The sequence below is a fragment of the Streptomyces yerevanensis genome (genome assembly GCF_000716805.1).
GTDB classification, from domain to species: Bacteria; Actinomycetota; Actinomycetes; order Streptomycetales; family Streptomycetaceae; genus Streptomyces; species Streptomyces flaveus.
The window spans coordinates 247675-261667 of the sequence record NZ_JNWJ01000003.1 but is presented as its reverse complement, the minus strand read 5'-3'; the positions used below and the strand labels follow the sequence as shown (position 1 = coordinate 261667).

Below are 13993 nucleotides of genomic sequence, written 5' to 3'. Positions count from 1 at the left end.
CCGGCCCGGGCACACTCACCGTCAGCCGTCGCGCCGGGCTTGCAACGGGCTCGGCGTCAGCGGTTCCGCAGCGCCTTGATCAGCTCGTCCTTCGACATCGAGGAACGGCCCTTGATGCCGACCTTCTTGGCTTCCTCGTAGACGTCCGACTTCGACTGTTCCTCGTACTTGCCGCGCTTGCCGCCCTTGCGGGAGGAGGACGTCGGGCTGTTGGCGATCCGCGCCGCCTTCTCCTTGCCCGCACCCTCACGGCGCAGCGACTCATACGTCTTCTCGTCCTTGATCTGCGGCCTGGGCATGAAGATCCCTTCCTTCCTCGAAAGCAGGTTTCGGGTACCCCCGACCGGCCACCCGGAACACATGGTGCGAATCGGATACACGATGATGACCGAGCAGGCCGGCCCCCGTGAGCTCGTACGGCATGTGGTGGCCGCGGAGCAGGCCGGATTCGACTTCTCCGTCACCTCGGACCACTACTTCCCGTGGCTCGAGGAACAGGGCCACGCCCCGTACGCGTGGAGCGTGCTCGGCGCCGCGGCCCAGGCCACCTCCACGATTCCCCTCATGACGTACGTGACCTGCCCGACGACCCGCTATCACCCGGCGGTCGTCGCGCAGAAGGCCGCCACCACGCAGCTACTCGCCGAGGGCCGCTTCCGGCTCGGGCTCGGCTCCGGCGAGAACCTCAACGAGCATGTGGTGGGCGGCGGTTGGCCCGCCGCGCACGTGCGGCTCGAGATGCTGGAAGAGGCCGTGGAGATCATCCGCGCCCTGTTCACCGGTAAGACGCTGAACCACCACGGCGAGCACTTCGACGTGGTCAACGCCAAGCTGTACGACCTCCCCGACGAACCGACCCCGATCGGCATCGCCGCCTCGGGCGAGCACTCCTGCGCACTCGCCGGCCGGCTGGCCGACCTGCTGATCGCCACCGAGCCCAAGTCCGAGCTGGTGGACTCCTTCGACCGCCACGGCGGAACCGGCAAGCCCAGGGTGGGCCAACTCCCCGTCTGCTATGACCCCGACAAGGACGCCGCCGTCACCCGGGCCCACGAACAGTTCCGCTGGTCGCTCGGCGGCTGGCCGGTCAACGCCGAACTCCCGGGCCCCGCGAACTTCGACGCGGCCACCGGGAACGTACGCCCCGAGGACGTCGCCCAGACCATCCCGTGCGGCGACGACGTCGACACCTTCGTCGAGGCCGTACGCCCCTACGTCACGGCGGGCTTCACCGAGATAGCTCTCGTCCAGGTCGGCGGCGACCACCAACTCCCCTTCCTGGAGTGGGCGGAGAAGAAGCTGCTGCCGGCACTGAAGGACCTGTGAACGAGACCCGAGCGGGAAAGGACGTCCGCGCCATGGCCATCGCCGAGTACCGCCTCGTAGCCCTGGACTGCCCGGATCCACCGGCCCTCGCCACCTTCTACGCGGGCGTGCTCGGCGGTGACGTGAAGCAGTACAACGACGACTGGTACGACCTCTACGTGCCCGGCGGCCACCACATCTCGTTCCAGCGCGCTCCCGGCTACCGCCCGCCCGACTGGCCGCGCGCCGACGACAACTCCCAGCAGATGCATCTGGACTTCACCGTCCAGGACATCGACACCGCCGAGACTCAGGTACTGGCCCTCGGCGCCACCCCACTCGACCTGGACGACGAGAACGGCCGACGCCGCTTCCGCGTGTACGCGGATCCGGTGGGACACCCGTTCTGCCTGTGCTGGGACTGACGAGGGAGGCTTACGGCCGATACCGCAGTGGATGGTCCGCCGGTACTTCCACCACCACGATCTCGGTTCCGTCCGGATCGGTGAGCCACATCTCGATCAGACCCCACGGTTCCTTGACCGGGGGCTGCAGGATCTCCGCGCCCCGAGCCGTCAGCTCCTCGTACGCGGCTGTCGCGTCCGCCACCTGGAGCCACAGCTTGACCGCGGGGGAGGGGGGTTCGGCGGAGCGGCCGGCGACTTCCAGGAAGCCGCCGCCGAGGAAGTAGACGGTGCCGCGTTCGGGGCCGGTGCCGAACTCGCGGTAGACGGCGAGGCCCAGTTGCTCGCCGTAGAAGGCGCGGGAGCGCTCGGGGTCGGTCGGGCGGAGCAGGGTCCGGCTGCTCAGTACATGCACCATGGAGCCGCACCCTAAGCGGGCTCGGGGAAGTGAGGCACGCCCCCACGCCGCCCGGCACGGCACCTCGCCGCACTGCCGCATCACCCAAGTACGTCCAGTACGAGGGCGATGCGGCAGCACGCCGATGCACCGCACCGGACGACGCGGGAACGCACCCCACCTCCCCGAGACCGCTTAGTAGGAGAGTTACGCTCTTCGGTGCCCGAGCCGCGCCGAGATCGGAGACTCGCTCCCGTGGACACCGCCGCCACCGGTCTGACCTTCCGCGATGCCACCGAAGCCGACGTCGACGCCCTTGTCGCGCTGATCGAGTCGGCCTACCGCGGGGACTCCAGCCGGACCGGCTGGACCACCGAGGCGGACATCCTTCAGGGGCAGCGGACGGACCCGGAGGGCGTGCTCGAGGTCATCAAGTCGCCCGACAGCCGGCTGCGTACCGTCGAGCGCGACGGCACCCTGATCGCCTGCTGCCAGCTCGAACACCGCGGTGACCATGCCTACTTCGGCATGTTCGCGGTCAGCCCGTCGCAGCAGGGCGGGGGTCTCGGCAAGGTGATCCTCGCCGAGGCCGAGCGGTACGCGCGCGAGATCTGGGGCGCCGCGGAGATGCACATGACCGTGATCTCCGCACGAGAAGACCTCATCGCCTGGTACGAGCGGCGCGGCTACCGCCGTACGGGACAGATGACGCCCTTCCCGTACGGCGACGAGCGGTTCGGTATCCCGCAGCGCGACGACCTGCAGTTCGAGCTGCTGGTGAAAGCGCTCGCATAGCCGTTACGCCGTGAAGCGTCCGGTGCGCTTGATCTCCGGGTAGTCGGTGGTCGCGCCGTCCAGCTCCAGGGCGCGTACCAGCCGCAGATGGTCCTGCGTGTTCACCACCCAGCCGATGATCCGCAGATCCGCCTTGCGTGCGCACTCGACGATCTCCAGGGTGAGCCGCCGGATGTTCAGTACGACACTGGTGGCGCCGACCGCGGTGGCGCGCTCGACGACATCGGTGCCGTAGCGACTGGCGACCAGCCCGGTGCGTACGCCCGGGACGAGCCGCGCGATCTCGGCGATCGCCTCGTCGTGGAACGACAGCACCTCGACCCGGCCGGCCAGATCCCGCCGGTGCATGACCTCGGCGAGCGCCTGAGCCGCCGCGACGTCCTTGATCTCGGCCTGGAGCGGGGCCGTGACGGCGTCCAGGACCTCCTCGAAGACCGGGATGCGCTCACCGCGGCCCGCGTCCAGTGCGCGCAGCTCGGCGAGGGTCTGCTCGGCGATCGGCCCCGAACCGTCGGTCGTCCGGTCCACGTCGGCGTCGTGCATGACGACGAGCGCGCCGTCCTTGCTCAGATGCAGATCGAGTTCGATCACGTCGAGGCCGGCCTGCTCGGCGGCGACGAAGGAACGGAGGGTGTTCTCGGGCTCGACACCCATGATTCCGCGATGACCGATGGTGAGGAAGTTCAAGACTGGCTCCGCTTCCGTCGACGGCGGCTCGGCTGCCGCGCGCTGCGGTCCCGTGCCCACGCGGCCAGGCCGCAGCCTAATCGCCCGGCTCGGCGATGAACCCGGTCCGAACGAGAGGAATCACGCCGTCCAGCTGCCTGTCAGACGCTGTGCAGCCGCCTGGGCGCAGCCTGTCGCGGTGGCCCGGCTCACCCTTGGGTGGGCGAGTCCCGAGACGGGTTGACCGGCCACACGCCGACCGGCTGCACCGCTACCCAGGCGGTGGTGGAACTAATCGTCGAAACGGTATCCGACAGGAAAAAGAGCGGTGAAGGTAGGGGTATGGCAGGACGATTTCCCGAACCTCCACTTGTGGGAGAGAACCCCACATGCATACGGTGTGGGTACGCGAGGTTCTCCCGTGGAGGATGGGGTCATGACGGAAATTCTTGTGCAGGTGGGTACGGAGGAGCAGGTTCCTCCCAGTGGCAGGGTGGTGGAGCACCCGGCCTGGCCCGTGCTCAAGGATGCCGTGGAGCGGATCCGGCCATGGCAGTCCAAGGACGGCTCGATCGACTTCGAAGCCGAGGGCGCTCCCGATCCCGGCGACGCCGAGCTCGCCGTACGCCGAGTCGTGGACGCCGTCGAGGCGCTCGCCCCGCTGCTGCCGCACGACGCCGCGTACCACAAGGCGCTGGTCGACGACCTGCGCCGGTGGGCCGACGACGGCTTCAAGGTGCCCGACTTCCTCGACTCGCTGCTGGCCTTCCAGCCCGCCGCCAACCGCCGGGACGGCCTCCAGCACCTGGTCGTCTTCCCGATGTACACGCAGAACGGCAATCCGAACCGCAACCTCGAAGCCCTCGTGCTGCGCATGGTCTGGCCGGACTGGCTGGCCGAACTGGAGCGCACCCGCTACGACAACCCGCTGTTCTGCGGCATCACCTTCGAGGACTTCACCTCGGGCTACGACACCAACTCGGCCGTCCTCTTCCCGGAGACCATCGCCGTGCGCGAGGCCCCCGAGCGGTTCAGCTGGGGCGGCATCTTCTGTGACCGCGAGGCCGCCCGGTTCCGCCGGGTCACCGAGGCCGCCGTCGGCATCCTCGGGCTCGAACTTCCCGACGACGTACGCGAGATGGTCGCCGACCAGGACCGCTGCCAGCAGGCCTTCGTCCTGTGGGACATGGTCCACGACCGCACCCACAGCCATGGCGACCTGCCCTTCGACCCGTTCATGATCAAGCAGCGCCAGCCCTTCTGGATGTACGGCCTCGAGGAGCTGCGCTGCGACCTCACCGCCTTCAAGGAGGCCGTGAAGCTGGCGGACGACGGCGTCCCGCAGGGCCGTGACGTCCAGTACGCGGTGCTGTTCGACCGGATGTTCCGCTTCCCGGTCACCGGAGAGCGCGTCCGCAACTACGACGGCCTCGGCGGCCAGCTGCTCTTCGCGTACCTGCACAAGCACGATGTCGTCCGCTGGAGGGACAACAAGCTGTCCATCGACTGGCAGCGCGCCCCGCAGGTCACCAACGAGCTGTGCGCCGAGATCGAGAAGCTGTACCGCGACGGCATCGACCGCCCGAAGCTGGTCCACTGGTTCGCCGGCTACGAACTCGTCTCCACCTACCTCGCCCCGCACCCGGGCTCCAAGTGGGCCAAGGGCCCGGACGCCCTTGATCTGAGCCAGCCGCCGCGAAAACTCGTCGATGACGTGCTTCCGGACGAGTTTCCGCTGAGCATGTTCTATGAAGCACTCTCCAAGAAGCTAAAGAGTGTGATCGCCTCAACCCGAGGCATCACCGGGGAGCGCGCCGAGCGGGTCGCCGCGTGAGCGACGTCGCGACTAGTACTGCTCAGGAGGCGAGGACCATGGGGAACGGGGCGCTCGACGGCGCGGTGATCGCGGTGGCCGGCGCGGGCGGTCCGGCCGGCCGGGCCGCGTTGATGCGGCTCGCCGAGGCGGGAGCGGTCGTCATCGGCTCCGACAACGATCCGGAGCGGCTCGCGGAGGCCGTGGACGCGGCGAGCTACGCACACGGCGGCGCGACCGTCATCGGGGACACGGTCGACCTGCTCGACCGGCAGTCGGCCCAGGACTGGGCCACCCGCATCGAGAAGGACTTCGGCCGCGTCGACGGCCTGGTCCACCTCGTCGGCGGCTGGCGCGGCAGCGAGACCTTCACCAGGACGAGCCTCGACGACTGGGACTTCCTCGAGATGCTGCTCATCCGTACCGTGGCGCACACCTCCCTCGCCTTCCACGAGGCCTTGCAGCGCAGCGATCGCGGCCGCTACGTCCTGATCAGCGCCGCGGGCGCGAGCAAGCCCACCGCGGGCAACGCCGCCTACGCCGCCGCGAAGGCCGCGGCCGAGGCCTGGACGCTGGCCCTGGCCGACTACTTCCGCAAGGCGGGGGGTGAGTCCGGGCCCACGTCGGCGGCTGCGATCCTGGTCGTGAAGGCGTTGGTGCACGACGCGATGCGCGCCGAGCGCCCCAACGCGAAGTTCGCGGGCTTCACGGACGTCAGGGATCTGGCCGAGGCCATCGTCGACGTCTGGGAGCGGCCCGCCGCCGAAGTGAACGGACAGCGCCTGTGGCTGACAAAGAAGCCGTGAACCCTCCGAAGACCGACGCGCGGCGGCATCACGACCCGGAGGTCCATGGCTTCGCCAGCGACAACTACGCGGGGGCCCATCCCGAGGTGCTCGCCGCCCTGGCCCTGGCCAACGGCGGTCACCAGGTCTCGTACGGCGAGGACGCGTACACCGACCACCTCCAGCAGGTGATGCGCAGTCACTTCGGGGCGACGGCCGAGGCGTACCCCGTCTTCAACGGCACGGGGGCCAACGTCGTGGCACTCCAGGCGCTCACGGACCGCTGGGGTGCGGTGATCTGCGCGGAGAGCGCGCACATCAACGTCGACGAGGGCGGTGCCCCCGAGCGCATGGGCGGCCTCAAGCTGCTGACGGTGCCCACCCCCGACGGCAAGCTCACGCCGGAGCTGATCGACCGGCAGGCGTACGGCTGGGAGGACGAGCACCGCGCGATGCCACAGGTCGTCTCGATCACCCAGAACACCGAACTCGGCACCGTCTACACGCCCGACGAGATCCGCGCGATCTGCGAGCACGCTCACGCCCACGGCATGAGGGTGCACCTCGACGGCGCCCGGATCGCCAACGCCGCCGCCTCGCTGAACGTGCCGATGCGCGCGTTCACCAACGCGGTCGGCGTGGACGTCCTGTCCTTCGGCGGCACCAAGAACGGCGCGCTGTTCGGCGAGGCCGTCGTCGTCCTCAACCAGGACGCCGTCAGCCATATGAAGCACCTGCGCAAGCTGTCGATGCAGCTCGCCTCCAAGATGCGCTTCGTCTCCGTGCAGTTGGAGGCCCTGCTCGCCAAGGACCTGTGGCTGCGCAACGCCAGCCACTCCAACGAGATGGCCCAACGCCTCGCCGAGGGCGTGCGCGCGGTGCACGGCGTCGAGATCCTCCACCCCGTCCAGGCCAACGCCGTCTTCGCCCGGCTGCCCCACGACGTCAGCGAACGCCTCCAGAAGCGCTACCGCTTCTACTTCTGGGACGAGGCCGCGGGCGACGTCCGCTGGATGTGCTCCTTCGACACGACGGAGGACGACGTGGACAGCTTCGTGGCGGCACTGAAGGAGGAGATGGCGCGCTAGCAGGCTCGCGACAAACCGGGCGTCGACGTGCAGTTCCCGCTCAGCGTGCCTCGGCGGCCTTCACTTCTTCGGGCGTCGGAGCCGTGCCGCCGAGATGGGCCGGCATCCACCAGGTGTCGCTCGGGTCCTTGGGGCGTACGGGGTAGGCGCGCTGGGCGGCTTCCAGGAGCTCCTGGACGCGCTCGCGCACTTGGCGGGTGATCGCGCCCGCGTATTTGTCGCGGGAGGCCTCGATCGCCTCGCCCACCCGGATGGTGATCGGGATGTGGCTGCGCTTGAAGTTCTTCGGGTGACCCTTCGTCCACAGTCGCTGCGTACCCCAAAGGGCCATCGGGATCAGCGGGACGCCGGCCTCCTGGGCCATGCGCGCGGCACCCGACTTGAAGCTCTTCAGCGTGTACGACTGCGAGATGGTGGCCTCGGGGAAGACCCCGACGATTTCACCGGAACGCAGCGAGTCCAGCGCGTGCGCGTACGCGGCCTCACCGTTCTTGCGGTCCACGGGGATGTGCTTCATGTTGCGCATCAGCGGGCCGGAGACCTTGTGCCGGAACACCGACTCCTTCGCCATGAAACGGACCAGGCGCTTCTGCGGCAGGGCGGCGAGGCCGTCGAAGATGAAGTCGAGGTAGCTGATGTGATTGCTCACCAGCACCGCACCGCCCGAGCGCGGGATGTTCTCCGATCCCTTGCAGTCGATCTTCAGGTCCCAGGCCTTGAACAGCGTGCGGGCGAGACCGATGGCGGGACGGTAGGCAAGCTCAGCCATGGACGGAGTGGACCCTTCTCTCTGCCTGGGAAGGGGGCTCCCGGCGGGAAAGTTACGCAGCCGTAGGTTTACGGCATTGGGCAGATCGTGCCCGAAGAACGGACGAGTAGCCAGTCCTGGTTCCTTCGAACCGCGAGATTCTCGTCACTTCGGGGGACAGTCCGACTCCAGTGAGCCGGGAATCTTCAGGCTTTCATAAGTGCTGAAGTGTCGTGGTGCTCGCGGTGGCGAGCGACTACGGAGTGCCGCACCGGCAGCGGAGCAGGAGGTGAAGGTGCGCGGGCGTGACGGCGAAAAGCGGATCGGCGCGGTTGAGTTGGGGGAGAACCTCGGTGAACGGGCTACGCTCGTCCAGTTCTCCAGCGCCTTCTGCGCGCCCTGCCGCGCGACCCGCAGGGTGCTCGCCGAAGTGGCCGGAATGGTCCCGGGCGTGACGCACATCGAGATCGACGCCGAGGACCACCTGAATCTCGTACGCGAACTCGACATCCTCAAGACCCCGACCGTGCTTGTGCTCGACGCGAACGGATTCGTTGTGCGCCGAGCGACCGGGCAGCCGCGCAAGGCGGACGTGATCGCCGCGCTGGGAGAGGCCGTTGGAACGCCCTGACGGCAGGGGCATGTGCCCCGTGCCGCTGCCGGTGACGCATCTCCCAGATGCCGGAACACACTTGACTGTGCGCACCACCTATCGTCAGCCTGGCCGTGTGCCCCCGGAACTCCTTCTCTACGAGCGCGTCTACGTGGACCTCGCCCGCAACGCGAGCGCGCGCTGTCCGGTCTGTTGAGCAGTCCAGGACCTCGTCGCCCCCTGCAGAAGGACAACTCCATGACGGCCCTGCCCGGCCTCAGCACCCCTCAACTCGCCTCTCCCGACCTGCTCCGCTCCGTCTTCCGGCGGCACGCGGCCGGAGTCGCCGTGATCACCGCTCAGCGCGGCGGCAGCCCGGTCGGCTTCACCGCCACCTCGCTCACCTCCGTCTCGGCCGAGCCCCCGATGATCTCGTTCGGCATCGGCACGCGCGCCTCGAGCTGGCCGGTGATCTCCGAGACGGAGCACGTCGGCGTCCACATACTCGGCGAGCACCAGCGGGAACTGGCCGCCACCTTCGCCCGCAGCGGCGCCGACCGTTTCGGCGCGGCCACAGGGTGGCGCCAGGGTCCGGAAAGGGTGCCCGTGCTCGACGACGTCCTGGCCTGGCTCGTGTGCCGGATCGTCGCGCGCGTACCCGCGGGGGACCACCGCGTCGTTCTGGCCGAGGTCGTTCTCGGGGATCCCACCGGCGCCGGGCGCCCACTGCTCTACCACCAGGGACGCTTCCATGGTCTGAGCGACTGAGAGGCGTCAGCCTGTGCATGAGCGTCGGGTTCCGATTACGCTGCGTTGCAAAGGTCACAGTTCAAAGCGCTTGCTTAGCGGGCAAGAACTGGGTGTACTGGCGAGTAATATTTGGTTCGGAGCGCAGGCCGCCCCAACCGGGACGGGCCGCTCGAGGCGCCTATGCTGCCTGAAACAAAGCAGCTCGGAAATGACGATTGCAGTAGGAGAGCCGGCGTGAGCTTGAGGATCGTTGTCACTGTGAAGTACGTGCCCGACGCCACTGGCGACCGGCACTTCGCCGATGACCTGACCGTCGACCGCGACGACGTGGACGGTCTGCTCTCGGAGCTCGACGAGTACGCGGTCGAGCAGGCACTGCAGATCGCCGACGAGGCCGACGACGCTGAGATCACCGTCCTGACGGTGGGCCCGGAGGACGCCAAGGACGCGCTGCGCAAGGCGCTGTCCATGGGCGCCGACAAGGCCATCCATGTCGAGGACGACGACCTGCACGGCACCGACGCGATCGGCACCTCGCTGGTGCTGGCCAAGGCGATCGAGAAGGCCGGCTACGACCTGGTCATCTCCGGTATGGCATCCACCGACGGCACCATGGGTGTCGTCCCCGCGCTGGTGGCCGAGCGCCTGGGCGTCCCGCAGGTCACCCTGCTCTCCGAGGTCTCCGTCGAGGACGGCACGGTCAAGGGCCGCCGCGACGGCGACTCCGCCTCCGAGCAGTTGGAGGCCTCCCTCCCGGCGGTCGTGTCCGTCACCGACCAGTCGGGCGAGGCGCGCTACCCGTCCTTCAAGGGCATCATGGCCGCCAAGAAGAAGCCGGTGACCTCCTGGGACCTGTCCGACCTCGACATCGAGGCCGAGGAGGTCGGTCTGGAGGGCGCCTACACGGTCGTCGACTCCGCCACGGAGCGACCGGCGCGCACGGCCGGCACGATCGTCAAGGACGAGGGCGAGGGCGGCAAGCAGCTCGCTGAGTTCCTCGCGGGCCAGAAGTTCATCTAAGGCCCAGCTCGCTTACCGCCCCTCATCTTTCGCAAGCAGGAGAGAAGAAGTCCCATGGCTGAAGTTCTCGTCTACGTCGACCACATGGACGGTGCCGTCCGCAAGCCCACCCTGGAGCTGCTGACCCTGGCCCGCCGCATCGGCGAGCCGGTCGCCGTCGCGCTCGGCGCGGGTGCCGCCGACACCGCCGCCGCGCTCGCCGAGCACGGCGCGACCCGCGTCCTGACCGCCGACGCTCCTGAGTTCGCCGACTACCTGGTCGTACCGAAGGTGGATGCGCTGCAGGCCGCGTACGAGTCCGTGTCCCCGGCCGCCGTCCTGGTTCCCTCCTCGGCCGAGGGCAAGGAGATCGCCGCTCGCCTCGCGGTCCGTATCGGCTCGGGCATCATCACCGACGCCATCGACCTGGAGGCCGGCGACGAGGGCCCGGTGGCCACGCAGTCGGTGTTCGCTGCCGCCTTCTCCACCAAGTCCCGTGTCTCCAAGGGCACTCCGGTCATCACGGTCAAGCCGAACAGTGCGGCCGTGGAGGCGGCCCCGGCCGCCGGCGCGGTCGAGGCTCTGTCCGTGACCTTCTCGGACCAGGCGACCGGCACCAAGATCACGTCCCGTACGCCGCGTGAGTCCACCGGCCGCCCGGAGCTGACCGAGGCCGCGATCGTGGTCTCCGGCGGCCGTGGCGTCAACGGCGCGGAGAACTTCACGGTCATCGAGGCGCTCGCCGACTCCCTCGGCGCTGCTGTCGGTGCCTCGCGCGCCGCGGTCGACGCCGGCTGGTACCCGCACTCCAACCAGGTCGGCCAGACCGGCAAGTCCGTGTCCCCGCAGCTGTACATCGCCTCCGGTATCTCCGGTGCGATCCAGCACCGGGCCGGTATGCAGACCTCGAAGACGATCGTGGCGGTCAACAAGGACGCCGAGGCCCCGATCTTCGACCTGGTCGACTACGGCGTGGTCGGCGACCTCTTCGAGGTCGTCCCCCAGCTCACCGAGGAGATCAAGACCCGCAAGGGCTGAGTGTTTTCCGAAGGGTACGAGGCCCCTGTGACCGTCGACACGGTCACAGGGGCCTCGCCTCATCCCGGGCTCATGCCAGTGCTCAGCCCAGAGTCAGCGACGCCTGGACGGGCAGATGGTCGCTCGGGAACTGGCCGTTCACGGAGAAGGTGTTGATCGAGGCCCGGTGCGCGGTGACGCCGGGAGTGGTGAGGACCCAGTCGATACGGTCGCCGTCCGGGATCAGTGGCCGGTAACCGTGGAAGGTCGCGTACAGCTTGCTCCGCTCGGCCGCCGTGTCCCAGGTGTCGACGAGACCGGCGCCCAGCATCGTGTCGTAGACCGGGTTCTTGTGCGCGGCGACGTTGAAGTCGCCGGTCACCACCAGCGGCAGTGACCGGTCGAGGCCCGCGATGCGCTCGGCGATCAGCTGGGCGGCACGCGCGCGTGCGTTCTGGCTCGCGTTGTCGAGGTGGGTGTTGAGGAAGTGGAACTCCCGCTCCCCGTCGCGCAGATCGCGGAAGCGGACCCAGGTCACCATGCGGATGGAGCCGCCGCCCCAGGTGTTCGAGCCGATCACGTTGGGCGTGTCGGAGAGCCAGAAGTGGTCGTACTCCACGGGAGCGAGCCGGCGGGTGTCGTAGAAGATCGCCATGAACTCGTCGCGGCTGCCGCCCGCGCGGCCCGTGCCGATCCAGTCGAAGTTCGGTCCGAGGTCGGCCTCGATGTCGCGCACCTGCTGGTAGAGGCCTTCCTGAGTGCCGATGACATGGAGGCTTTCGCGGCGCAGCAGTTCGCGCGTCACGGGGCGGCGGGCGGCCCAGCTGTTGGGTTCGCTGGTGCTCGCGTACCGCAGATTGAACGACATGACCTCCAGGCGGCCGGATCTGTCCGGCGCCGCGGCGGTCGCGGTGAGAGGTGCTGTACTGGTCAGAGGCAGGGCGACCGCGGCGGCGATGGCGGTCTTCAGGCCCAGACGACGCGTGACTCGGCTGTGCTTGATGGGCACGGGAGGGCTCCTTCGGTGGCGGATGCCGGGCGAGTCGTGCGCATCGCAGTGTCGGAGTTGGGCGTGAACATGTCGAGATCCCGCGGTGACTACGGAGGGAAGTCCCGGGTGGGCCTGGGCGGAGGAGGGTGTTGACCAGCGGGAAGGTCCGCGGATAACTTCGCTCTACGGATTGTTGATTCCGGCCAGCGGAAACTGGAGGGGTGTCGGGATGGGCCAGGGCGCGCAGGAGAAGGTGGCGACGAGCCTCGCGGGCGCCGTCAGCGAGGAGATCAGCGCCTCCCTCGCTCCGGTCGACGCCGAACTGGAACGCCGTTACCCCGGAGATCCGGGCACCCGCCAGCCCGTCCACACCGTCTACGTCCCCGGGGACGTGTTCGCCGCCGACACCATCCGTTCCTGGGGCGACCAGGCCCTCGCCGCCCTCGACGAACACGCCCCGGACGCCGCCTCGTTCGCCGCCGTCCTCGGCCTCGCCGACGAACTGGCCGAACCCGTCCACGCCCGCGTACGGGCCAAGCTGGAGCACGAGCCCATCGAGGACCTGCGTGTCGATTTCGAGGACGGCTACGGCCCGCGCCCCGACGCCGAGGAGGACGAGACCGCCGCCCGCGCGGCACGGCTGGTCTCGGAGGCGTACGAGAAGGGCACGGCCGCCCCGTACATGGGTATCCGTATGAAGTGCATGGAGGCGCCGGTACGCGACCGGGGCATCCGGACGCTCGACATCTTCCTGACCGGGCTGATGGAGGCCGGCGGACTGCCCGAAGGTCTGGTGCTCACGCTGCCGAAGGTGACGTACGCCGAGCAGGTCACCGCCATGGTGCGGCTGCTGGAGGAGTTCGAGAAGGCGCATCAACTCGAGCCGGGGCGGATCGGGTTCGAGATCCAGATCGAGACCAGCCAGGCCATCCTCGCCACCGACGGCACCGCCACCGTCGCCCGGATGATCCAGGCCGCCGAGGGCCGCGCCACGGGCCTGCACTACGGCACCTTCGACTACAGCGCCTGCCTCGGCGTCAGCGCCGCCCACCAGGCGAGCGACCATCCGGCAGCCGACCACGCGAAGGCGATCATGCAGGTCGCGGCGGCGGGTACCGGCGTACGCGTCTCGGACGGCTCCACCAACGTCCTTCCCGTGGGCCCGACTTCGAAGGTCCACGACGCCTGGCGGCTGCACTACGGCCTCACCCGCCGCGCCCTTGCCCGTGCCTATTACCAGGGCTGGGACATGCACCCGCGCCACATCCCGACCCGGTACGCCGCCGTGTTCGCCTTCTATCGCGAGGGCTTCGAGCAGGCTGCGGCGCGCCTCACCCGGTACGTCAACCGCGCGGGCGGCGACGTGATGGACGAGCCCGCGACCGCCAAGGCACTCAGCGGCTACCTGTTGCGGGGCCTGGACTGCGGTGCCCTGGACATCGCGGAGGTGGCGCGTGTGACGGGTCTGACCCGCGCGGACCTGGAGGGTTACGCGGCGCCGAGGCGGGGCGATCTGACGGTTTCCGCCAAGTGACCGAGAACGTCCTCGTCAAGTAGCGGGCCTGTCACAGGAGTTGCCACTGGCGCGCGCTGTCACCCCTGGCCCCTAGGCTGTACGGGAGTTGATGGGTGTGTCACAGGAA

General features: G+C 68.9%; 15 protein-coding genes and 1 pseudogene. 11 read left to right on the top strand and 5 right to left on the bottom strand.

The genetic code is table 11. The annotated features are described in order from the left end of the window. Nucleotides 1–56: 56 nt before the first annotated feature. A complete protein-coding gene (locus tag OP79_RS04790) occupies nucleotides 57–299 on the bottom strand; it encodes a DUF7218 family protein (RefSeq protein ID WP_033318650.1) in 243 nt (80 codons plus the stop codon). 61 nt (nucleotides 300–360) lie between these two features. Here OP79_RS04790 and OP79_RS04785 point away from each other — a divergent pair, with 61 nt between their 5' ends. After that, nucleotides 361–1326, top strand: coding sequence for an LLM class F420-dependent oxidoreductase (locus OP79_RS04785; protein ID WP_033318734.1), 966 nt, complete (start codon nucleotides 361–363; stop codon nucleotides 1324–1326). Between the two features lie 32 nt (nucleotides 1327–1358). Beyond that, nucleotides 1359–1730 (top strand): VOC family protein, encoded by a 372-nt coding sequence (locus OP79_RS04780; RefSeq protein WP_033318733.1) that lies wholly within the window; start codon nucleotides 1359–1361, stop codon nucleotides 1728–1730. Between the two features lie 10 nt (nucleotides 1731–1740). Here OP79_RS04780 and OP79_RS04775 read toward each other — a convergent pair whose 3' ends face one another. Further along, complete coding sequence (locus OP79_RS04775) at nucleotides 1741–2127, bottom strand: VOC family protein (protein WP_033318649.1); 387 nt, start codon at nucleotides 2125–2127, stop codon at nucleotides 1741–1743. 234 nt (nucleotides 2128–2361) lie between these two features. On the opposite strand from OP79_RS04775, the gene OP79_RS04770 reads away from it, so the two are divergent. After that, the gene (locus tag OP79_RS04770; protein ID WP_033318648.1) at nucleotides 2362–2901 is read left to right on the top strand and encodes a GNAT family N-acetyltransferase; all 540 of its coding nucleotides are present in this window, start codon (nucleotides 2362–2364) and stop codon (nucleotides 2899–2901) included. A gap of 3 nt (nucleotides 2902–2904) precedes the next feature. Here the strand turns inward: OP79_RS04770 and OP79_RS04765 are convergent, their stop codons facing one another. Further along, on the bottom strand, nucleotides 2905–3588 hold the full coding sequence (locus OP79_RS04765; protein WP_033318647.1) for a glycerophosphodiester phosphodiesterase: 684 nt from the start codon (nucleotides 3586–3588) through the stop codon (nucleotides 2905–2907). A 415-nt stretch (nucleotides 3589–4003) separates the two neighbouring features. Between OP79_RS04765 and OP79_RS04760 the strand changes: the two genes are divergently transcribed. Genes OP79_RS04760 through OP79_RS04750 form a run of 3 tightly spaced genes read left to right on the top strand, consistent with a single transcriptional unit; the run spans nucleotide 4004 to nucleotide 7253 of the window. Continuing rightward, entirely contained in the window at nucleotides 4004–5401 is a 1398-nt protein-coding gene (locus OP79_RS04760; protein WP_033318646.1) for a DUF6421 family protein, read from the top strand. Nucleotides 5402–5439: 38 nt separating this feature from the next. Continuing rightward, nucleotides 5440–6186, top strand: a complete 747-nt coding sequence (locus tag OP79_RS04755) for an SDR family NAD(P)-dependent oxidoreductase (RefSeq protein ID WP_033318645.1) — start codon at nucleotides 5440–5442, stop codon at nucleotides 6184–6186. Beyond that, on the top strand, nucleotides 6183–7253 hold the full coding sequence (locus tag OP79_RS04750) for a threonine aldolase family protein (protein ID WP_033318644.1): 1071 nt from the start codon (nucleotides 6183–6185) through the stop codon (nucleotides 7251–7253). The genes OP79_RS04755 and OP79_RS04750 overlap by 4 nt, the downstream gene beginning before the upstream one ends. 40 nt (nucleotides 7254–7293) lie before the next feature. Here OP79_RS04750 and OP79_RS04745 read toward each other — a convergent pair whose 3' ends face one another. Next, nucleotides 7294–8022, bottom strand: a complete 729-nt coding sequence (locus tag OP79_RS04745) for a lysophospholipid acyltransferase family protein (protein WP_033318643.1) — start codon at nucleotides 8020–8022, stop codon at nucleotides 7294–7296. 215 nt (nucleotides 8023–8237) lie between these two features. Between OP79_RS04745 and OP79_RS04740 the strand changes: the two are divergent. From OP79_RS04740 to OP79_RS04725, 4 genes and pseudogenes are all read left to right on the top strand, one after another. Continuing rightward, a pseudogene (locus OP79_RS04740) lies at nucleotides 8238–8632 on the top strand (TlpA family protein disulfide reductase). A 219-nt stretch (nucleotides 8633–8851) separates the two neighbouring features. Next, nucleotides 8852–9361, top strand: coding sequence for a flavin reductase family protein (locus tag OP79_RS04735; RefSeq protein WP_033318642.1), 510 nt, complete (start codon nucleotides 8852–8854; stop codon nucleotides 9359–9361). Between the two features lie 216 nt (nucleotides 9362–9577). Next, nucleotides 9578–10363, top strand: coding sequence for an electron transfer flavoprotein subunit beta/FixA family protein (locus OP79_RS04730; RefSeq protein WP_033318641.1), 786 nt, complete (start codon nucleotides 9578–9580; stop codon nucleotides 10361–10363). A 54-nt stretch (nucleotides 10364–10417) separates the two neighbouring features. Beyond that, nucleotides 10418–11380 carry an electron transfer flavoprotein subunit alpha/FixB family protein gene (locus OP79_RS04725; RefSeq protein ID WP_033318640.1) on the top strand — a complete coding sequence of 321 codons (963 nt, stop codon included), beginning with the start codon at nucleotides 10418–10420 and terminating at the stop codon, nucleotides 11378–11380. 82 nt (nucleotides 11381–11462) lie between these two features. Here the strand turns inward: OP79_RS04725 and OP79_RS04720 are convergent, their stop codons facing one another. Then, nucleotides 11463–12368, bottom strand: a complete 906-nt coding sequence (locus tag OP79_RS04720) for an endonuclease/exonuclease/phosphatase family protein (protein WP_033318639.1) — start codon at nucleotides 12366–12368, stop codon at nucleotides 11463–11465. A 211-nt stretch (nucleotides 12369–12579) separates the two neighbouring features. Here OP79_RS04720 and OP79_RS04715 point away from each other — a divergent pair, with 211 nt between their 5' ends. Then, nucleotides 12580–13884, top strand: a complete 1305-nt coding sequence (locus OP79_RS04715) for a DUF6986 family protein (RefSeq protein WP_033318638.1) — start codon at nucleotides 12580–12582, stop codon at nucleotides 13882–13884. The last annotated feature ends 109 nt before the right edge of the window (nucleotides 13885–13993 follow it).

Coding starts and splice junctions, on each gene's coding strand:
- OP79_RS04775 (WP_033318649.1), bottom strand. CDS start 2,127: ATGGTGCATGTACTGAGCAGCCGGACCCTGCTCCGCCCGACCGACCCC.
- OP79_RS04785 (WP_033318734.1), top strand. CDS start 361: ATGGTGCGAATCGGATACACGATGATGACCGAGCAGGCCGGCCCCCGT.
- OP79_RS04760 (WP_033318646.1), top strand. CDS start 4,004: ATGACGGAAATTCTTGTGCAGGTGGGTACGGAGGAGCAGGTTCCTCCC.
- OP79_RS04715 (WP_033318638.1), top strand. CDS start 12,580: ATGGGCCAGGGCGCGCAGGAGAAGGTGGCGACGAGCCTCGCGGGCGCC.
- OP79_RS04790 (WP_033318650.1), bottom strand. CDS start 299: ATGCCCAGGCCGCAGATCAAGGACGAGAAGACGTATGAGTCGCTGCGC.
- OP79_RS04735 (WP_033318642.1), top strand. CDS start 8,852: ATGACGGCCCTGCCCGGCCTCAGCACCCCTCAACTCGCCTCTCCCGAC.
- OP79_RS04780 (WP_033318733.1), top strand. CDS start 1,359: ATGGCCATCGCCGAGTACCGCCTCGTAGCCCTGGACTGCCCGGATCCA.
- OP79_RS04755 (WP_033318645.1), top strand. CDS start 5,440: ATGGGGAACGGGGCGCTCGACGGCGCGGTGATCGCGGTGGCCGGCGCG.
- OP79_RS04725 (WP_033318640.1), top strand. CDS start 10,418: ATGGCTGAAGTTCTCGTCTACGTCGACCACATGGACGGTGCCGTCCGC.
- OP79_RS04745 (WP_033318643.1), bottom strand. CDS start 8,022: ATGGCTGAGCTTGCCTACCGTCCCGCCATCGGTCTCGCCCGCACGCTG.